At 63.0% G+C, this 18,683-nt stretch carries 15 protein-coding genes, 1 tRNA gene and 2 pseudogenes; 7 read left to right on the forward strand and 11 right to left on the reverse strand.

The annotated features are described in order from the left end of the window. Positions 1-111 precede the first annotated feature (111 nt). From NJU76_RS08060 to NJU76_RS08070, 3 genes are all read right to left on the reverse strand, one after another. Positions 112-1,791 carry an ammonium transporter gene (locus NJU76_RS08060; RefSeq protein WP_254532438.1) on the reverse strand — a complete coding sequence of 560 codons (1,680 nt, stop codon included), beginning with the start codon at positions 1,789-1,791 and terminating at the stop codon, positions 112-114. A gap of 535 nt (positions 1,792-2,326) precedes the next feature. Further along, positions 2,327-3,358: a porphobilinogen synthase gene (gene hemB / locus NJU76_RS08065; RefSeq protein WP_254532247.1), complete on the reverse strand. Its 1,032-nt coding sequence runs from the start codon at positions 3,356-3,358 to the stop codon at positions 2,327-2,329. 52 nt (positions 3,359-3,410) lie between these two features. Next, positions 3,411-5,030: a succinic semialdehyde dehydrogenase gene (locus tag NJU76_RS08070; protein ID WP_254532248.1), complete on the reverse strand. Its 1,620-nt coding sequence runs from the start codon at positions 5,028-5,030 to the stop codon at positions 3,411-3,413. Between the two features lie 482 nt (positions 5,031-5,512). Here NJU76_RS08070 and NJU76_RS08075 point away from each other — a divergent pair, with 482 nt between their 5' ends. Beyond that, positions 5,513-6,301 (forward strand): TrmB family transcriptional regulator, encoded by a 789-nt coding sequence (locus tag NJU76_RS08075; protein WP_254532249.1) that lies wholly within the window; start codon positions 5,513-5,515, stop codon positions 6,299-6,301. Between the two features lie 106 nt (positions 6,302-6,407). Here the strand turns inward: NJU76_RS08075 and NJU76_RS26865 are convergent. After that, positions 6,408-6,560: pseudogene (locus tag NJU76_RS26865) on the reverse strand (plastocyanin/azurin family copper-binding protein); the annotation flags it as partial. A 70-nt stretch (positions 6,561-6,630) separates the two neighbouring features. Beyond that, positions 6,631-7,248: pseudogene (locus NJU76_RS08080) on the reverse strand (DUF5059 domain-containing protein); the annotation flags it as partial. A gap of 147 nt (positions 7,249-7,395) precedes the next feature. Between NJU76_RS08080 and NJU76_RS08085 the strand changes: the two are divergent. Further along, on the forward strand, positions 7,396-7,719 hold the full coding sequence (locus tag NJU76_RS08085; RefSeq protein ID WP_254532251.1) for a 4Fe-4S dicluster domain-containing protein: 324 nt from the start codon (positions 7,396-7,398) through the stop codon (positions 7,717-7,719). A gap of 2 nt (positions 7,720-7,721) precedes the next feature. Here the strand turns inward: NJU76_RS08085 and NJU76_RS08090 are convergent, their stop codons facing one another. Together NJU76_RS08090 and NJU76_RS08095 are read right to left on the reverse strand one after the other, a co-directional pair. Then, positions 7,722-7,886, reverse strand: coding sequence for a DUF6757 family protein (locus NJU76_RS08090; protein WP_006183007.1), 165 nt, complete (start codon positions 7,884-7,886; stop codon positions 7,722-7,724). A 144-nt stretch (positions 7,887-8,030) separates the two neighbouring features. Next, on the reverse strand, positions 8,031-8,807 hold the full coding sequence (locus tag NJU76_RS08095) for a PHP domain-containing protein (RefSeq protein ID WP_254532252.1): 777 nt from the start codon (positions 8,805-8,807) through the stop codon (positions 8,031-8,033). A 180-nt stretch (positions 8,808-8,987) separates the two neighbouring features. Here NJU76_RS08095 and NJU76_RS08100 point away from each other — a divergent pair, with 180 nt between their 5' ends. Together NJU76_RS08100 and NJU76_RS08105 are read left to right on the forward strand one after the other, a co-directional pair. Further along, positions 8,988-9,275 (forward strand): DUF5789 family protein, encoded by a 288-nt coding sequence (locus NJU76_RS08100; protein WP_254532253.1) that lies wholly within the window; start codon positions 8,988-8,990, stop codon positions 9,273-9,275. Between the two features lie 450 nt (positions 9,276-9,725). After that, entirely contained in the window at positions 9,726-11,426 is a 1,701-nt protein-coding gene (locus NJU76_RS08105) for an outer membrane protein assembly factor BamB family protein (protein ID WP_254532254.1), read from the forward strand. A 633-nt stretch (positions 11,427-12,059) separates the two neighbouring features. On the opposite strand, the gene NJU76_RS08110 is transcribed toward NJU76_RS08105, so the two are convergent. Together NJU76_RS08110 and NJU76_RS08115 are read right to left on the reverse strand one after the other, a co-directional pair. Continuing rightward, positions 12,060-13,121 (reverse strand): zinc-dependent alcohol dehydrogenase family protein, encoded by a 1,062-nt coding sequence (locus tag NJU76_RS08110; protein WP_254532255.1) that lies wholly within the window; start codon positions 13,119-13,121, stop codon positions 12,060-12,062. A gap of 109 nt (positions 13,122-13,230) precedes the next feature. Next, complete coding sequence (locus NJU76_RS08115) at positions 13,231-14,238, reverse strand: DUF5784 family protein (RefSeq protein ID WP_254532256.1); 1,008 nt, start codon at positions 14,236-14,238, stop codon at positions 13,231-13,233. A 179-nt stretch (positions 14,239-14,417) separates the two neighbouring features. Between NJU76_RS08115 and NJU76_RS08120 the strand changes: the two genes are divergently transcribed. Then, on the forward strand, positions 14,418-14,591 hold the full coding sequence (locus tag NJU76_RS08120) for a DUF5786 family protein (RefSeq protein ID WP_254521892.1): 174 nt from the start codon (positions 14,418-14,420) through the stop codon (positions 14,589-14,591). A 105-nt stretch (positions 14,592-14,696) separates the two neighbouring features. On the opposite strand, the gene NJU76_RS08125 is transcribed toward NJU76_RS08120, so the two are convergent. Next, positions 14,697-15,707, reverse strand: coding sequence for a YkgJ family cysteine cluster protein (locus NJU76_RS08125; RefSeq protein ID WP_254532257.1), 1,011 nt, complete (start codon positions 15,705-15,707; stop codon positions 14,697-14,699). Positions 15,708-15,839: 132 nt separating this feature from the next. Here NJU76_RS08125 and NJU76_RS08130 point away from each other — a divergent pair, with 132 nt between their 5' ends. Next, complete coding sequence (locus tag NJU76_RS08130; protein WP_254532258.1) at positions 15,840-16,085, forward strand: DUF7561 family protein; 246 nt, start codon at positions 15,840-15,842, stop codon at positions 16,083-16,085. Between the two features lie 299 nt (positions 16,086-16,384). Here NJU76_RS08130 and NJU76_RS08135 read toward each other — a convergent pair. Next, positions 16,385-16,473: transfer RNA gene (locus NJU76_RS08135), tRNA-Gly, on the reverse strand. A 223-nt stretch (positions 16,474-16,696) separates the two neighbouring features. On the opposite strand from NJU76_RS08135, the gene NJU76_RS08140 reads away from it, so the two are divergent. Beyond that, positions 16,697-18,577 carry a helicase C-terminal domain-containing protein gene (locus NJU76_RS08140; RefSeq protein ID WP_254532259.1) on the forward strand — a complete coding sequence of 627 codons (1,881 nt, stop codon included), beginning with the start codon at positions 16,697-16,699 and terminating at the stop codon, positions 18,575-18,577. The last annotated feature ends 106 nt before the right edge of the window (positions 18,578-18,683 follow it).

Raw genomic sequence — 18,683 nt, forward strand, 5'->3', positions numbered from 1 at the left:
TTTCCGATGACCGGGTTCTAGAGGTGGCGATTCCCGGCGGAAACGGAGAGATGGCAGCCGCGAGAGGGGTCGTGGTGCGAACCGTCGATGGGCGAGCCGCGATTCGCGACCTCAGACCGCGTCGGGGCCGGTCTTGCCGGTGCGAACCTGCGTCGCGGCTTCGACCGGCAGGACGAAGATCTTTCCGTCGCCCGGTTCGCCAGTTTCGGCGGCCTCGCGGATGGCGGTGACGACCTCCTCGGCTGGGATATCGGCGACGACGCATTCGATCTTGACCTTCTGGTGGAGGTCGACCGTGTACTCCTCGCCGCGCCACTGGCCCTTCTTCGCGGGCTGGGAGCCGCGACCGGAGACGTTGGTGACGGTCAGCGACGGTGCGCCGGCTTCGGCGAGTGATTGCTTGATCTCGCCGAGACGGTCCGGGCGAACGATCGCGGTGATCATCTTGATCTGGCCGTCGTTCGGCTTCCCCCCATCCGTACGGACGATCCCGTCGGCGCTGCCGCCGTCGGTGGCGATGTCGGGCTGTCCGAACTCCGGGTAGGTGTCGACGCCGTGTTCCGAGACGTCGAGACCGTCGCGCTCGTGTTCGGGCGTGACGCGTGCCTGGCCGACGGCCTTGAGCGCGCCCCAGATCGCGGCGGTCGCGGCGATCGTCCAGCCGGCGATGACGACGACGCCGATGACCTGGGCCACAAACACGTCCATACGGGTGCCGCTGACCCCGCTCATGTACTCGGGCGAGGCGACGACCGGGAGCAGCACTGTCCCGAGGACGCCGGCCGAACCGTGGACCGGGAAGACCGCACAGACGTCGTCGATCTGGAGGTGGTTCTCGACGAACCCGAAGACGAGCGGCAACTGCGCGCCGGCGAGACCGCCGACGAGGAACGCGCCCCACCAGGTCGACGCGTGGGGGATCGCGGTGATGCCGACGAGACCGGCCAGAAGTCCGTTCGCGACGTACAGCGTGTCGACTTTCCCGGTCTTGACCCACGCGACGAGTCCGGCCCCCATCGCCCCGCAGGCCATCGCGATCGTCGTGGTCATCGCGACGCGGCCGACGTAGGCGAAGTCGCCGAGCGCCAGCCCTTCGTCGGTGATCGAGACGACCTCCGCGGCAGTACCGACGTTGAAGCCGTACCAGCCGAACGCGAGGATGAGCGTCCCGAGCACGGCGAAGGTCAGCGAGTGACCGGGGATGACGTTCGCGGAGCCGTCCTCGTTGTAGCGCTCGAGGCGCGGTCCGAGCATCCAGGCGGCGGTGAGTCCGGCGATGCCGCCCATTCCGTGAACGATCATCCCGCCGGCGAAGTCGTCGAAGACCACGCCGTTGAACGAGAGCAGTCCGCCCGACCACGTGAGGCCGGTGACGACCGGGTATATAACCGCCGCCAGCAGGAAGGTGTACGCCACGTACGCGCGAAGCTTCGCGCGACCGGCGACCGCCCCCGAGACAATCGTGGCAGCCGTCATCGCGAAGACGGCGCTGAACAGCCAGCCGACCCAGTCGTTGACTTCGCCGACGTCGAACCCGGGAGCGAAGCCGCCTCCCGAGACGAGACTATCCACTCCGACGCCGATGAGGAAGAATACCGTCACGCCGACCGACCAGGTCAGCAGGTTCTTCGTCAACTGGTTCGCGACGTTCTTCGAACGCACCTGGCCCGCTTCGAGCATGGCGAAGCCGGCGTGCATGAAGAAGATCAGGAACGACACCAAAAGGACCCACACGAGGTTGATGCCCTCCGCGAGCACCTCCACGTCTGACTGGAGCAGCGTCGGTTCCATCAGGCGGCCACCTCCGTCGTGCTCGTTCTGCCACCGCTGCATTGTAGACGCTTGTCCACGTCTAGGCCAACCGACTTCATGATTTTCTTCTGAATCACGTTTGAAGCCGATGTACTTGGATTATATAATGGTTAGCGTTAACAATTGGTCGTAAATCATGGGGTAATAGGGACAACCGAACAAATCTAGAGGTAGTTTAATGTATATAAGGGTATCTGGTTGTACGGATTTTTCGACCTGTGGTTGTATATTCTTTCTTTGTAAACCCGAAACAACTCGAGGGAGACAGTGATTTCGTCCGTGTGGCCGTTATTGAGTGCTCGAGAACCGGACGGCGCTCACGCGCGGCATATATTGCCACTCGTGAGGATGGAAACGGAATCAGATGGACGTTCGTCCGAATGGGGACGGAAACGGTCGCGTTCGTCTCAGCAGCGGTGTCGAACCCGGCGATGCGGGTGTGTGGTTCGGACCGTTCGCCGGCGATGGCGCTTCTCGACGATGTGTCGCTCCGTCAGTTCGCGGCTGATTGGGCCTATCGGCGGCGATCGGCGGACAGTCGCCCTGCGACGTCCTCGGCGAAGTACGTCAGAATGAGATCAGCACCCGCTCGCTTGATCGAGAGGAGCGACTCGAGTGCGACCTCCTCGAGATCGAGCCAGCCCTTCTCGGCGGCCGCGTGAAGCATCGCGTACTCGCCGGAGACGTTGTAGGCGGCGACGGGATGGTCGAATTCCTGACGAACGGCGCTGACGATATCGAGGTACGGCAGCGCGGGTTTGACCATCAGGACGTCGGCACCCTGTTCGGCGTCGAGACGGACTTCCCGCAGGGCCTCCCGGGAGTTCGCGGGGTCCATCTGGTAGTGTCGTCGATTACCGAACGACGGCGCGCCGTCGGCGGCGTCACGGAAGGGGCCGTAGAACGCGCTCTCGTACTTGGCCGCGTAACTCATGATCGGGACGTGTTCGAATCCGTCGCGATCGAGCGCATCGCGGATGACGTCCACCATCCCATCTATCATGCCGCTCGGTGCGACCATGTCCGCACCAGCGCGGGCATGAGAGACGACGATCTTTTCGAGGGCCTCGAGCGTCGCGTCGTTGTCGACGGTGAGCGTCGGCTCGCAGACCGGGCCGTTCTCGACGACACCGCCCTCGCGCCGCAGTTCTTCCTCGAGTGGCCCGCAGTGACCATGGTCCGTGTACTCGCAGAGACAGACGTCGGTGATGACGTACGCATCGGTTTCGGCGGTAATCCGTCGGAGCGCGTCCTGAATGACGCCGTCCTCCGCCCAGGCGCGCCTGCCCTCGGGGTCTTTCGATTTCGGAATGCCGAAGAGCATGACCGCCTCGACGCCGGTCTCGAGGACTTCCTCGACGCGGTCGACCGCGTCACCGATCGGCACTCGCTCGTGGCCCGGCATCGACTCGATCGGGACACGTTCGTCGGTCGTCGCATCGACGAACACCGGTGCGATCAGGTCGGCGGGCTCGAGATTGGTCTCGCTGACCAGCCCGCGAACCCGATCCCGTCGGAGTCGCCGGGGTCGGTGTGTGAGATCCATACGCGGGTATTCGGCGGGAGCCGCAAAAGCGCCTCGCTCGCGAGTCCGTCGGTCAAGATCTCGCGTCTCGGAGCCACCGTTTGACGCTCGAGACTGTCGGCAACCGGTGCATTACGCGCGCCAACGTGAACATTCCGCTGGCGTACCACGACACCGGAAGCCTCGGCAGTGCGTCGAGCGGTCCGATCCGAGAGGTGGCGATCGTTCGAGACTCGAGGTAGCGCCGCACGCCCTCGGGACTGTGTCGGCGACCGAGTCCGGAGTCACCGAAGCCGCCCATCGGCGCGTCGACGGCCGCCCAGCCGGAGATGTACGCGTCGTTGACGCAGACGGTCCCGCAGTCGATCTCGCGAGCGACGACCGCTCCGCGCGTTCGGTCGCCGGTCCAGACGCTCGCGTTCAGGCCGTAGTCCGAGTCGTTCGCCCGTTCGATGGCCGTCGCGACGTCGGGAACGGATTCGACCGAGACGACCGGGCCGAACGTCTCCTCACAGGCGGCTGTCGCGTCCTCGTCGACGTCCGTCATGATCGTCGGCTCGTAGCAGAACGGCCCGACGTCCGGCCGGCGTCGCCCACCCGTGAGTACCGTTGCACCCCGATCGCGGGCGTCCTCGACGTGGGTCTCGACGCGCTCGAGTTGGTCGCCGTCGATCAGCGATCCGACGTCGTCCGCGAAGTCGAAGCCAGTCCCGAGCGTGAGCCGTCGCGTCGCCGTGACGAAGGCCTCGAGGAACTCGTCGTAGATCGCATCGGCGACGTAGAGTCGTTCGGCGGCGAGACACAGTTGGCCGGCGTTCGTGAAACAGGCCTGGACCGCGCCGCGGGCGGACGTCTCGACGTCGGCATCGTCGAGGACGAGTAGCGGGTTCTTGCCGCCCAGCTCGAGGGAGCACCCGATCAAATTTCGACCCGCACGTTCGGCGACGGCTCGTCCCGTCTCGGTACTCCCGGTAAACGAAACGTAGTCGACGCGATCGATCAGCGCCGGGCCGACCGTCGCGCCTCGTCCGGTGACGACCTCGAAGCAGCCGTCGGGCAGCCCGGCCCGCTCGAGCAGCTCCGCCAGCGCGAGTGCGGTGTAGGGCGTTTTCTCGTCCGGTTTGAGGACGACGGTGTTGCCGGCGACGAGCGCGGGCAAGACGTCGGTCAGCGACAGCGTGAGCGGATAGTTCCACGGCGAGATGGCGCCGACGACGCCGACCGGCTCGTAGGTCACGCGGGCCGTCGTCGCCGCCGGGAACACACCGCGCCGCCGGTCGTCACCGAGCGCGTCAGCGGCGTGATCGGCGTAGTACGAGCACGTAAAGGCGACGTCGAGGACCTCCTCGACAGCGTGGCGGCGAGACTTGCCCGTCTCGAGTTGGAGGCAGTCGAGCAGTTCCGCGCGGTGTTTCAAGACGAGGTCGCCGAAGCGATCGATCCGTTTGCTGCGCTCGTCAACCGAAGTTTCTGCCCACGACGACTGGGCGTTTCGGGCGCGCTCGACGGCCCGCTCGACGTCGGCCTCGGTGCAGTCGGGGATCGATCCAATCACAGCGTCCGTCGCCGGGGCTCGCACGTCGATCGTTTCGGCCCCGTCCGAATCGACACGATCCGACAGTTTCGAGAGCCACCAGTCGGAAATGCTCGTCTCGGCGAGATTGTTGGGCCGAGAATCGGTCTCGAGTGACATGACTATCCACTCTCTCTTCGCCCGCGCTCATACGCCTTTTCTTCGAAGGCGATCTAGTCGATTGGAGGTGTACACTCGCAGCGCGTCGTACGAACACATCGGTCGGTCACGACCGGCCGCCTCGTTCTCGCCACCATCGTCCGCGACCACTCTGCAATACCGTGGGCGCTCGAGAATGCTCACCCTGTTGTCACAGCCGGAGCACACGGTCGTGGACTTCGACCCGCCCCACGGTCGGTTTATCGGTACAGCCCGAGAAGTAGGTCAATGAACGCACAGTCTTGCCAAAGAGGTGCGGCACGGTGTACGGATTGCGGTAGCGCGTTCGCCATCTGGCTCACCGCCGACGAAATCCGACCGATCGGGTGCGCCGACGGCTGTCTCTGCGGGGGTCCTCGTTTCGAACGTTCGACTGACAGTCGTTTAACCGCGTGGCGGGAGAAGGCCGCAGATTTTCCCCCTTGCTGGTCGTGAACCGACTCGTGCCCGACCCCGAAGAAGCGGTCACGAGTCTCGAGGAACTGGGCCTAACGGAGTACGAGGCTCGCTGTTTCGTTGCGCTCACCCGCCTCTCGAAGGGGACCGCAAAGGAGGTGAGTCAGGTCGCGGACGTCCCTCGGTCGCGGGTGTACGACACCATCGAGCGGCTCGAGCGCACGGGGTTAGTCAGCGTTCAGCAGACTGACCCCCGTGAGTACAAGGGCGTCCCGGTCGAAACCGCGTGTCAACTGCTCCGCGAGGACTTCGACGCCCGCATCGACGCCGCGGAGAACGCCCTCAAGCAGCTCGAAAAGCCCGAATCGACGGAAGACGAAGGGGTTTGGGCGATCACGAAGCGAGAACACGTTACGGAACGCGTCGTCACCTTCCTCGAGGACGCAGCGGACACGGTTCAGTACCTGATCCCGGCGATCGAAACCGTCGACGACCGTATTCTCGAAGCGTTGGCGTCAGCCAGTGACCGAAGCGTCGACTTGTACCTCGAAGTTCCCACGGAGGCCAATCGCGAGGACTTCGCGGCAGCGGTTCCGGAAGCAACGATCGCAGTCGCACCGGATCTCGAGCGAACGAACGACGTTCGCGGCCAGTGGCCGGCGCAGTTGCTCATGGTCGATCGGCGAGCGATCATCGCGGCCGGAATCAGAGAGAGCGACCTTCCGGACGTCCACAACGAGGTGGCCGTCTGGTCCTACGGCCGCGATCACGGCTTTGCCGTCTGGATCCGCGAATTACTCGCCGATCGCATCGCCGACCGCGATGTACACCGCTGACCCGACCCGATTCGGCCGATTTCGGTGTTCTCCGACCCGGTATTTTACTGCCGAGTTCGTGCTCTCCGGCCTGGTGTTCTCGGGTCATAGGTGACATTCGACGTCGCTATTCGACGATGATCGTCCCGACCATGCCTGCCATTTCGTGGGGGAGACAGACGTACTCGTGTTCGCCGGCCGTCTCGAACGTGTGGACGTACGACTGGCCCGACTGAATCGCTCCCGTCCCGTTCTCCCAGCCTTCGCGAGCGGCCGACTCGAGCTTTGAAGAAGCCAGCCTCGAGCAGCGCAGGTTCGACACCGGTTCCGACCCCCTTCGCGTCGTCGTTTTCGATCGCCGTCGTGAGGGAACCCAGTCCGTCGTCTTCGAATTCGTGATACGCGTCTTCGCTCGCTTCCTCGAGGGCTTCGTGTGCGCGGGCACCCTCGAAGTGTGCGAACACGGTTACGGTTTCGACGATCCGTTTCGCTGCGTCCGGCTGACCGCGTTGGAAGAGCCACGCGGCGTCGTGAACCCGCGGTCGGTCCTCGAGTTGCGTGCTGGCGACCGTCGTTTCCTCGCCGGCCCGGTCTCTGTCGCTCGCTTGCAGTCCCGTCGACCGGAATTCACCGAGTGCCTCCTCGAACTCCGCGTAGCTCGGTTCGCTCGTCTCCTCGAGCATCTCGTGAGCATTATTCTCTCCCGATGCGCGCTCGAATCGACCGAAGATCCTCTGTGCGACTGCCGCCCCGGAGTCTTCGTGTCCCGCCCGACCGAGCGCGTAGGCGTCCCAGACTCGAGCACGGATCGCGTTCCACTCGGCGGCGACCGCGATCTCGGCCGGTGCCACCGTTTCGGTATCCGAGTCTGCCTGCTCTGCGTCGAACGGACTTGTGCAACCGGCGAGTCCGAGCGTGAGAATTGTTGCACCACTTCCTTTCAGCCATGCGCGTCGCGTTCTCTGCATCCCTGGCTTCAGGCTGGTCTAGAGATATACGACGCTACTAATTTTTCGATGGACCTAAAAAACGGCCGCTTTCGTCCTTTCTGAAAGTTCGCCGACCGATCCGAAGACGTACTTTTAAGTACACGTCCCTCCATCTGTCTGTTAGCAATGGCCATAGACCCACAGTTCCACGAGAACCGCGAACAGGTCGACGAACACGAGGGACACGTCGTGTGGGGCCCCGTCGACGAACCAGAAGAGCTCGGTATCCACGGCACGCACGTCGCGGTCGATTTCGACCTCTGCATCGCGGACGGCGCCTGTCTCGAGGACTGTCCAGTCGACGTCTTCGAGTGGGTCGAAACGCCGGGTCACCCCGAAAGCGAAGAGAAAGCGGATCCGGCGAGGGAAGCTCAGTGTATCGATTGTATGCTCTGCGTCGACGTTTGCCCAGTCGATGCCATCGACGTCGACGCTGGACGAACGGCGTAGAATTACTCGGCGCGGTCGACGTCGACTTTTTCCTTCAGGCTCTCGAGCCCGTCAGCTTCAGCGAGCTCCTGTAACCGCTCGCGGAAGTGTTCCTCGCAGAGGCCCACTTTGAGTCCGTCGGACTCTGCGGCGAAGGCGGCCTCGCGGTCACAGTAGTGACAGTTCATACTTGCCCATTGGAACCACGATGCATTGAACCCTCCGCTATCGGCGAAGGAGTGAGGATACTATCCAGTGACCGTGAATAGTTCTGAATCATGTCAAATACGTGGATTTCCTACACTCTGAGCGGCCAGACGAACAGTTCTCGGTTACGTCGGAAGATCGAGCCGCTCGTAGGCCTGACGCGAGAGTCCATCGACGCCGAGTCGCTCGTCGTGGGCGTCGCTTCCACCGGTCGTGAGCAGGTCGTTGCACTCGATCACCCGTTCGACGGGTTCGCAGTCGACATCCCGCCCGTACGGATACCGCAGTTCGACGGCGTCCAGGTCGGTCGCCAGTGCGAGTGCCCCTTCCGGATCGCGATACCGCAACGGGTGGGCGAGCGAAACGAGCCGAGACGACTCGGCCAGTGCCCCGCGTCCCCGGTCGAATGGCGGGACGTCTCGGGGAACGTAACACGGACAATCGGAGCCGATGAGGTAATCGAACGCATCCTGATAATCGTACTCGGCGTCGGGGTGGGCTTCGATCGCCCGTGCGATGTGCGGCCGTCCGAACCCGCCGCCAATCGTCACGCCGAGGTCGATACCGAGTCGCGACTCGACACAGTCGACGATCGCTCGCCCCCGCTCGATTCGGTTCGTCTGGATGTCCTCCAGTATGGCCTCGAGACCCGTGCTCGGCTCGAGCCCGTAGCCGAGCAGGTCGATTCGCTGGCCCCCGTCGGTCTCGACTCGAAGCTCGATCCCGTGGAGGAGGGTCACGCCGTCACACTCGACGACCGGTCCGTCGAACGGCTGTACCCGGTCGTGATCCGTGATCGCGACGACCTCGACGTCGCTGCGGCGAGCGGCCTCCGGGACCGCCTCGAGTTCGAGGCTCCCGTCCGAGCGGGTCGTGTGAACGTGTAAATCCGCGTATGGCATACAGTATGCGAACAGGGCTGCTCCTAAATGCGTTTCTCCGGCTCGCTCGCGGATTCCCGGTTCAGTCGTTCGATTTTCCGAGTCTCCCTAGGGCAATATTAGGTGTACTAGGTATGGGTTGCCACTAGGAAACATAGATGGACAATGTTTATAATTATCGTTCACGGTAGATAGGGTGTAATGTTGCTCAACGGCACCGGCGAGGTCATCGACGACCACGAGTACCCCGCGACAACCGAGGAACTGATCGACCACTACGGGGATCGAACCCTCGAACTCCCTAACGGATCAGAAACGGTCGGCGACGTACTCGCCCGCCTCGAGTCCGAAACCTTCGAAAATTCGGAAGACGCCCGCTTCGCAGTCTACTCCGCAGTGAGCGACAAAGCCGTCGGACGCGTCGGCTACAGCGACCGCGACCCAACACCGGTCGGTAGTCCGTACTCGCCCGACGCCCTCTCGTTCTAAAACCGTCCGTTTTGCGCTCACATCTCCGGTAGTAATTCCCGGACGTTCTCTGCTCGAGGCAGCAGGTGCGAACAGTTGCCGACACCTCGCTCGAACCACCGCCCTCGAGCGATCCGTGGCGGCTAGTTACTAGACACGAAACCAACTATTGTGGAAATACCGCGATGGAAAACTCTTGTTGTCCGTTGCGATCACCGCTCGAGCACTGCTAATGGTCTCCACTCGTGTGGTCGCGAAAGTCAGGTCTGGATATTATCCGATGCTGCCAACTTGTTTCCGAAACGAATCGAGACTATACGATAGATCCTGTGAAGACGTTTGAATGTCTCGTTGAGTAGGTTTCCCAAACTGGAATCTCGAGCGTGTACGACTTCCATGGATTCGTCGTGGATGACGTGAAATATCATATAACAGATAGCTTTATTTGTACGTTCATTGGATATTGCATGTATGGTCCAAAGAAACTGTGGTGGGTCCGAGGATCGGTCACTCATTTCGATGCCGAATCGACGCCAGATTCTGCAAGCTACTATGGGCGCCTGTGCTACCTCCGCAGTCGGTATCGGGAGCGTCAGTGCCGCAGTGGGAGACACTACTGGAGGTGACGAAAAGTGGCGAGTCGAGTTCGAGGACGAGTCTAACTTGCATCTCTCACCCGTGGTGAATGGCACCCTCTTCGTGAATAACGCTGATACTGTGTACGCGTTGGATGCTGCCACAGGTGACGAAGCGTGGCGGTTCGAGACTGGAGGCCTCAGACTTACTGATTTTCCGGTAGTAATAGATGGAATCGTCTACGTCCACACCCATGATTTCTCTGACTCCGAGTCGGATGATTACGTGTATGCACTTGATGCGGCCACGGGTGACGAAAAGTGGCGGTTCCAAGAGCCATCTCTTTCGCTTCACCTGCTCGTGGTCGCAGAGGGAACCGTCATCGTTCACGGCCGTTTTTGCATCTATGCGTTGGATGCGGTTACCGGCGAGCCATTGTGGCAGTTCAAAGTCGGCTACGGTGTTGAAGACGAAGCGGTAGTAGCAGACGGGACGCTCTACGTCGGGGATGAAGATGGTAACGTGTTCGCCGTCGACATGGAAACGGGTGAGGAAGAGTGGCGATACGATGTCGGGAATCGGTTGACGTCCCCACTGACGATAGGCGACGGGACGTTGTTCACCGGCTCTTTCGACAGTAGCTCTGATCGTTTGGGTGAAATCGAGTATTACGTGTCCACACTGGATTTGGAGACGGGTGACGAAGAGTGGTGCTTCACATTAGATACGGCGACGGGAGAAGACGCGTCGATTCTGGAAGATCCACGCATCGATTTAGTGACGGAGATTGACGGGACACTTTTCTTCGCGACTAGTGAATGCTATCCGGAGTATCCAGCTTGCGGTAGTCTGTATGCAGTGGATACAGTAACCGGTGCGGAGAAGTGGAAGTTCGAGGCGAACGGGTTGGTACACAGTCTCTTAATAGCCGATGGAACGCTCTTCCTTGGAACCGCCGATTTCGTATACGCAGTGGATGCAGCGACTGGTACAGAGAAGTGGAAGTTCAATGCTGACCATTTGTCGCATTCGATATCGATCGCGGATGGTACCCTCTTCTTCGCGCACAGGATCGACCTCGACTACGAAGACGACTATCGGTTGACGGCGCTAGATGCAGCGACCGGAAACAAACAGTGGCAGTTCGTCGCCGACGAATACTTCACCCAGCCGAGGATAGGAGACGGCACTGTCTTCGTTGCGAGCGACTTCATGACGGTCCACGCACTGGATGCTGGCATCCAGAACTCGAGTGGGGGGACTGGTACTGGCGGTGATTCGTCGGATAGCGGTTACGCGACAGATGGTACTGGATCGGATACCGACGACGACGGCTCGGGAGATGGTGGCGACGAATCCGAACCGGAAACCGGCGACGACGACACGAGAGATAGGGGTGGCAACGAATCGAACGAGCGTCCGTCAGACGCTGATACGAACGAATCCGATACCGACCCGGCCGATTCAGGCGACAACGAGTCCGACGATCGCTCGGTGGATGCCGCGGACCAGACACCCGGCATGGGAATTCCCGCGGCGGTAACGAGCCTCGGCGGCGTCGGCTATCTGCTGAAACGACGTTTCAAACGCCTGTGAACTACTCCGCCCTCCCGCGCTCGGGCCTCCCCGGCCCTCGCTTGTTGCGGACGGAGCGTCCTGTTTCTGTGTCGGAACGTGCAGGAACAGATCCCACAGCGTCCACAAGACGCGGAGCGTCTCGTGCGGCCCGGCAGAACGCTGTTGGCGTTCTGCGGACGGTTCCAGACTCCGCAGGCGACTTCCCGTTACAGGTGGTTCGGAGTGTCCCACTCCTACCGGTTGGACACTCGACCACAACCGACGATGCACGCTTATTGTCGCGTGTGAACCACGCCGGAAGCGTGGTGAGCATCTTACTTTCACCTTCGATCGAAGGGATAATAAGGGTGCCGATTCACACGAAACCAAGACGTGCGGGCGCTGTCTCCCCTCCCTGCTCGCGCCTTCGGCGCTCGCTGCGGATAGCGCGGGACCGTCGGTCCCGCTGACCATGCGAACGGCGTCGCCGTGAGCAGAAGGGGGCTTAGCGCCCTCAATTACAGCTAATCCGACGACGAAACAGTATAACCGCCGTTCGGCGTACTGATTTCGTGGATACCCCGCGGTGATTGCATTAACAGACGTGTTCCACGCACCGTTACGGGGCTGATCGGTGTGGGCCGTACCGATCGTCATCCGGCCGTTTCCGCTTCAGAACTCGTCGACGACTGGAATGCCGACCGTCTCGAAGTCGGTCATTGCGTCGAGTTTGTCGCTGACGTCCTCGAGGCCGATCGTCTCGGAGACGACTGCCGACGGTCGCAGTTTCCCGGTCGCGACCATCCGGAAGATCTCGTCGTAGCGGGTCACCGGCATGCCGAGCGAGCCGATAAATTCGATCTCTCCCATGACCATCGCGTCGGTCGGCAGATGTATCATCCCCTGTTCCTCCTGGGTCGTGAGCCCGACCTGGATGTGTTGGCCGCGCGTGTCGAGGCTCCCCACGGAGTTCTGGCTGGTCGTTTCGATCCCGAGGGCGTCCATCGCAATGGCCGCCCCGCCGTCGGTGATCCCCTTCACTTCGAGCGGGACGTCGTCCACGTCCTCGGCGTTGATCGTCTCGACGGCGCCGAGTTCGCGAGCCTTCTCGAGTTTTTCGTCCTTGAGGTCCACCGCGATGACATTACCGCCCAGTGCGTCGGCGATGTGGACCGCCGAGAGGCCGACGCCGCCGCAGCCGTGGATCGCCACCCAGTCGCCTGCGCCCACGTCGGCGCGGTGGGCCAGCGCGTGGAACGACGTCATGAAGCGGCAGCCGAGTCCGGCCATGTCGACCGACGAAACCCCGTCGGGGAGCTTCACGAGGTTGTGATCCGCAATCGGGACGTGAACCTGTTCTGCGAACGCGCCCTGGACCTCTTGGATGAACCCGAGCGGCATCACGTTCTCGCAGGTGTTAGAGTGGCCCCGCTGGCACTGTGGACACACTCCGTCGCCGAGGTTGAACGGGACCGCGACGTGGTCCCCCTCGTTGATCCCTTCGACTTCGTCGCCGACGGCGACGACCCGACCCGCGGGTTCGTGGCCGAGAATCTGTCCAGGCTGGGTCTCGATGCCGAGCCATTCCCAGTCGCCCTGCCAACCGTGCCAATCGCTCCGGCAGACGCCGCAGGCTTCCACCTCGACGACGGCGCCGGTCGGCGTCGGGTCGGGTGCGTCGACGTCTTTGATCGATAGCGGTGCTGCGTGTTCCTCGAGGACTGCTGCGCGCATGCGTGTGGGTCTCGTTCTCAACCCACAAATATTTGGGAGTCGTTTGCAGCGGTTGATAGATCAGACTCGCAGACCAGTGGCGGAGTATCGACCGTCGAACCGGTCGCCTTCAATCCAGAAACTCGACCGTGTCGCCGAACTCGAGGGGGACCGCGCCTTTCCGGTAGCCGTCGACGTGGCCGTTCGGTCGAGCGCGGTAGACGACGGCCGGGCGGTGGCGCACGTCGGGTTGCTCGCCACGAACGGCCGCCCAGGCGTCGTCGTGAAAGCTCGAGCAGTCGACGAACAGGATCGCGCCGCCGCCGTGTTCGGCCAGTTGGCCGTTCGTTTTCGTCTCGGCGGTGTCGCGGACGGCGGCCACGGGGCCGGAAGCCGCCCGTTTTTGCGGCGGTTGCGGGCGCGTGACTTCCACGAGGACGTTGGTGTCGTTGCTTTCGGCCCGGAAGTCGAGCGAGTGACCCGTCGTCACTTCGATCTCCGGCACCACGTCGTAGCCCGAATCGGTGAGGATCTTTGCGGCGATGAACTCCGCCATCGCGGCGCTCATCCGGACGTGATCGACGTGATCGCTCGTTCCGAGTTTGCCCGACATGACGTGGCGGTAGTCGTCCAAGACGCCGGTTCGCAGGAATTCGTCGAAGAACCGGGTCGTCTCGCGGGGGTCGGCGTCGGGAAAGCCGGCGGCGTGTTCGCGAAAGAACGTGCGCGTCGAATCGCGGCCGTCCTTGGACATGAACACCGGGAGGAAAAACCACGAGAGGTGGGGATACTCGGCGAGCCAGGGATCTTGCTCGTGTAGCGTCGCGGTCAGTTCTCGCTTGGCCCATCGCGAGACGCGGTAGGGAACCTCCCGCCAGCCGAACTTGTCGGTCTTCCACAGCGCGGAAGGGGTCTGCGTGTTGCCCATCCAGTAGGCTTCGTCGTCGGTGCGCGCGAAGAGAGCGACGTCACCGTTTTCCATCTCGAAGCGGTGTGATCGCCACCCACCGCCGATCTTGAACCACGGCGTGACGGTGCGAGCCCCGATGTTCGATTGGAGCGATCCAAGAATGTCGTGTTGCACTCGCCCGTCGCTCCACGACTGAGGCGAATATCGAAAGCGTAGCGGCCGTGCCACGTTTCGTAGTAGGAGATGGGGATGCATATACTGTTCGCTGCCAGCGGCGACTGGTTTCGTCAACTCGTCAGCCCCGTCGAAGCAACCGCTCTACTGACCGTGAGTCGGTTCACCGGGTCGTCGTGTATGATCGACCGTTACATTAATAATCGTCTCCCGCATACGTGTGTACACTTACCATGTCAATGGGTGCCTATGACGAAGACGAACACGAGCGACGCGAACAACAGGCCTCAACGGTTGACGCGGATTTCGACGACGAGCGGACGATCTACCATGGCCAGGTCGAGTACGACTCCGGCGAATCCGCCGAAGAGCTTCTCGACCAGTTCGAGCAGATAAAATCGGAGTAGCGACAATCGACCGGTTATTTCTTGTACTCAGTTCTTCGATACCGCGTTCCCACCCAGCCACGGTGTTCTATCGGGCCTCTCTATTCCCGTCCACCTCGGTGCCCGTCACTCGAGAGCGTCCCAGCCCGGCGTTTCGGGTGCACCGCGTTCGACCTCGACGGCGTCGGCGACGGCCGGCGATGGAAGGGCTCCGTCGGCCTCCCGGCAGCGCTCGTGCCAGTCGCGGATCACCGGGCCGACCCACGATTCGCTTTCCGCCGTCGGTTCGGCGTCTTCACCTTCGATCACTCGCGCTTTCGCCCACTCGTAGTGGTGATCGGAAATCGCGAGCGTGCCGGGACTCGAGGCGGCGGCGACCGCGATCAGTTCGGCGCGATCCCGCCGCGTCAGTTCGCCCGCCGCCGTCCGATCGACGATTCCCTCGAGATCAGCCGGCCGTGGATGGGAGAACAGCTTCGCACCGAGCGCCTGCGAGCCGAGCAGCAGTCCGTCCGTGTCGTCGTACTCGGTCTCGAGCAGTCGGTCACCGCCGACGGCTGCTTCGACACGTTCGCACTCGGTTTCCTGCTCGAGCGCGAGATTGTACGCGGGATACGAACCGCACTCGTCCGGAAAGAGATCGCTCTCGTGGATCCGACACTGGAGGGTCGTTGGATCGAGGAAGACACAACTCGGAAGCCACGTCGGCTCCTCACGTCCAAACGGGGCGACCGGCTTCGGCGGCTTGCGAAGGCCCACGAAGAACGCGGGCCGACCCGCGATGGCGGCGACGGTGTGGCCGTCAACGCCCACTCCCTCGCTCTCGTTGCGGGCCGCCCAGAATCGCGGGGTGAGCGCATCGGCCATCCCCGCCTCGAGGAACGCCCGCACCTCGTCGCGGGTCAGCGCGACGAAGTTCGGATCGTCGTCGAACGGTTCCCGTGACGAGGCGTCACCGGTCGCACTATCGATCGGATCGCGCTGTCGACGATGCCGGCGCCCGGAATCGCGGTCGCTGCTGCTCGCGTTATCGCCCCCGTTCTCGCCGTCTTTCGCCTCGGTCGATTCCGAGCCGTCCTCGAGCAGCGGACGCCAGTCCATGCAACAGCCGGCACAGCCCTCGCAGTTCACCTCCATACCGATCCGTACGATGCTATCGCGTATAACCGTATGCGGACACCGACCTCGAGCACCCGATGAACGAACACACGTCTCGAGCGCTGACTCCGCGGAGGAACGATTTTCACCGTTCGGACCCCATCCATACGCATGTCGAAGGCTTCCTGTGACGGCTGCGGTCGAACGGTAACGGTCTCGGGCGGGATCGCCAACCTCTGGTCGTTCGGGACGGACGCCGGCACCGTCGGGACCGCGATCTCCCTGGAACTCGAAGACGGGACGAAACATCTCCTGTGCTATCCCTGTCTCGAGGCGATACCCGACCACCCGACCGAAGCGGACGTCGAACGACTCGAGTGGAACGACGAGGAATCCTCGCGACTCGGCACTCGGTGAACCGGTCGGCGTACGGATCCGCCATCGTCGGATAGGTTGTCACATGGTTGACTGTTCGTTCAGAGCGCACATCGGCCTGGATCGACTGCTCGAAGAACTCCAACAAACGACCGAAGACTGATTCTGCCGGCCCACATCTCGGAACCGAGCAGGAGTGTTCGGGGGTATCTTCGCGGCTATCGAAGTTCGGACCGACCGCCGCGCCCATAGGTAGTTTCGACCATCTGACGGACACACCGTGGGAGCGTAAACACGGTCGCGATCCGTTGTCAGAATCACAGCACACCCGCAGCCGTGAGCGGAAGGGGTGGGATTCGAACGCCACGAGGCATAATGCCGCCGCGGAACCAGGTGGCACCGCGGTGCTCTTCCGCTGAGCGACCCTTCCGTACCTCGTGCCGAGGACAGATTTCGTATTTGTAATCGGTCGGCTACCCGATCGATGGGCTCTCTGTGGCTCCCGTAGGGAATCGATACCACGCAGGTAGACGTCGGTTTCGACATCGCTCGAGCGCGTCCACGATCGACGTTCACTTCGCCGGGTACGCCGTCGCATCACCTGGCGCGACAGTCCGCAGCATTTAGGACCTGGCCGCGTGGTGAATCGAACGGTGAACCCCGAGCGGATCTTCGAGGCGTTTCCCGCACCGAGTTATCGCGGGGCCCAGCAGCAGGCCCTCCGGGACATTCGCGGCGCGTTCGAGGCCGGCAACGACGTCGTACTCGTACGCGCCCCGACCGGGAGCGGTAAGTCGCTGCTCGCCCGCGCGGTGGCCGGGTGCGCCCGCCGTGCGGACGAGGGAGACCCCAGCGACGCGACGGGCGCGTACTACACGACGCCGCAGGTCTCCCAGCTCGACGACGTCGCGTCGGACGACCTGCTGGCCGATCTGAACGTCATCCGCGGCAAGTCGAACTACGCGTGCATCCTGCCCCACGAACGGAACACGCCGGTCAATCAGGCGCCTTGCGTTCGCGAGCGGGGGTACGATTGCTCCGTGAAACACCGGTGTCCGTACTTCTCAGACCGGGCGATCGCATCGAACCGGGAAATCGCGGCGATGACGCTCGCGTACTTCATGCAGACCGCCGGAAGCGACGTCTTCCGGACCCGCGACGTCGTCGTCGTCGACGAGGCCCATGGCCTCGCGGAGTGGGCGGAAATGTACGCGACCATTCAACTGGGGCCGCGAACCGTGCCGTTCTGGGACGAGTTGCGCGTTCCCGATGTCGACTCGATCGAGCGAGCCGTCCGGTACGCCGAGTCTCTCGCGGGAACCTGTACGCGCCGGAAGGACGAATTGCTCGCGCAGGACTCGCTCTCTCCGGGCGAGGTGCGTGAACGCGACTGCCTTCAGGAACTCATCGGCGAACTCGAGTGGTTTGTCTCCGACTTCCGCGATCCGGAGAGTCCGACGACGTGGCTGATCGACCAGGCCGACTGCCCCGCGAGCGCTCGAGGGACCGGCGATGGGGCTGACTCCCGTGCTAGCGGGCACGCGAACGACCCGCAGGGCGGTCCGCTGACGATCAAGCCGATGAACCCCGAGAAGTACCTGCAACACACCGTCTGGGACCGGGGCAACAAGTTCGCGCTGCTGTCGGCGACGATCCTCAACAAGGACGCATTCTGCCGGCAGGTCGGGCTCGATCCCGAGACCGTCGCGCTGATCGACGTTGAACACACGTTCCCCGTCGAGAACCGGCCGCTGTACGACGTCACACAGGGGAAGATGACCTTCGAGCGGCGGTCGGAAACGACGCCGAAGATCGCCCGAACGATCGTCCGACTCATGCAGCGCCATCCCGACGAGAAGGGGCTCATCCACGCCCACTCCTACGACATTCAGGAGCGCCTCGCGGACCTTCTGACCGACTTCGGCGTCGGCGACCGGATCCGGGTCCACGACCGCGACGGTCGCGACGCCGCCCTCGAGGAATGGTCGGCTGACGACGACCCGGACGTCTTCCTCTCGGTGAAGATGGAGGAGGCGCTCGACCTCAAGGACGACCTCTGTCGCTGGCAAGTAATCTGCAAGGCGCCCTTCCTCAACACCAGCGACTCACGAGTCGCCCACCGCCTCGAGGAGGGTCAGTGGGCGTGGTACTATCGCACGGCGCTTCGGACTGTCATCCAGGCCTGTGGTCGAGTGGTCCGCGCGCCCGACGACCACGGGGCGACGTACCTCGCCGACTCGAGCTTGCTCGATTGCTTCGAACGCGCCCGGACGGACATGCCGGACTGGTTCGAAGCGCAGGTCGACCGCATGGTGCAACCGGATCTCCCGGCGTTCGAGCCACGTGCAGCGCTCGGCGACTCAGCCTCGAATTCGAGCGCGGGAACGCCGACGGGAACTGGACCGAACGGGCGCTCGAGCGGGAGCGGATCCAGCGATCGCGGCGGGACGGACGACGGCCCATCGCGATCCCACCGGTCGCGGCGTTCGTCACGCTCGAGCCCGCTTGCGGACGTCTGGGACACAGACGGGTAGTCTCTCCGTCCGACCGGAGCCGCCCTCCTAGAGGAGAGCCGTCGCGCCCCAGGCGACCATCGAGGACACCATGAGGAAGGCGAAGAGGAGGGCGATGAGCTGGTTT

The organism is Natrinema gelatinilyticum (assembly GCF_024266705.1).
Lineage (GTDB): Archaea > Halobacteriota > Halobacteria > Halobacteriales > Natrialbaceae > Natrinema > Natrinema gelatinilyticum.

Excerpts from the sequence above, each read along its gene's own strand:
- NJU76_RS08120 (WP_254521892.1), top strand. The coding sequence starts at position 14,418 with ATGTCAATGGGTGCCTATGACGAAGACGAACACGAGCGACGCGAACAA.
- NJU76_RS08095 (WP_254532252.1), bottom strand. The coding sequence starts at position 8,807 with ATGCCATACGCGGATTTACACGTTCACACGACCCGCTCGGACGGGAGC.
- NJU76_RS08085 (WP_254532251.1), top strand. The coding sequence starts at position 7,396 with ATGGCCATAGACCCACAGTTCCACGAGAACCGCGAACAGGTCGACGAA.
- NJU76_RS08110 (WP_254532255.1), bottom strand. The coding sequence starts at position 13,121 with ATGCGCGCAGCAGTCCTCGAGGAACACGCAGCACCGCTATCGATCAAA.
- NJU76_RS08070 (WP_254532248.1), bottom strand. The coding sequence starts at position 5,030 with ATGTCACTCGAGACCGATTCTCGGCCCAACAATCTCGCCGAGACGAGC.
- NJU76_RS08060 (WP_254532438.1), bottom strand. The coding sequence starts at position 1,791 with ATGGAACCGACGCTGCTCCAGTCAGACGTGGAGGTGCTCGCGGAGGGC.
- NJU76_RS08105 (WP_254532254.1), top strand. The coding sequence starts at position 9,726 with ATGGTCCAAAGAAACTGTGGTGGGTCCGAGGATCGGTCACTCATTTCG.
- NJU76_RS08100 (WP_254532253.1), top strand. The coding sequence starts at position 8,988 with ATGTTGCTCAACGGCACCGGCGAGGTCATCGACGACCACGAGTACCCC.
- hemB (WP_254532247.1), bottom strand. The coding sequence starts at position 3,358 with ATGGATCTCACACACCGACCCCGGCGACTCCGACGGGATCGGGTTCGC.
- NJU76_RS08125 (WP_254532257.1), bottom strand. The coding sequence starts at position 15,707 with ATGGAGGTGAACTGCGAGGGCTGTGCCGGCTGTTGCATGGACTGGCGT.
- NJU76_RS08090 (WP_006183007.1), bottom strand. The coding sequence starts at position 7,886 with ATGAACTGTCACTACTGTGACCGCGAGGCCGCCTTCGCCGCAGAGTCC.
- NJU76_RS08130 (WP_254532258.1), top strand. The coding sequence starts at position 15,840 with ATGTCGAAGGCTTCCTGTGACGGCTGCGGTCGAACGGTAACGGTCTCG.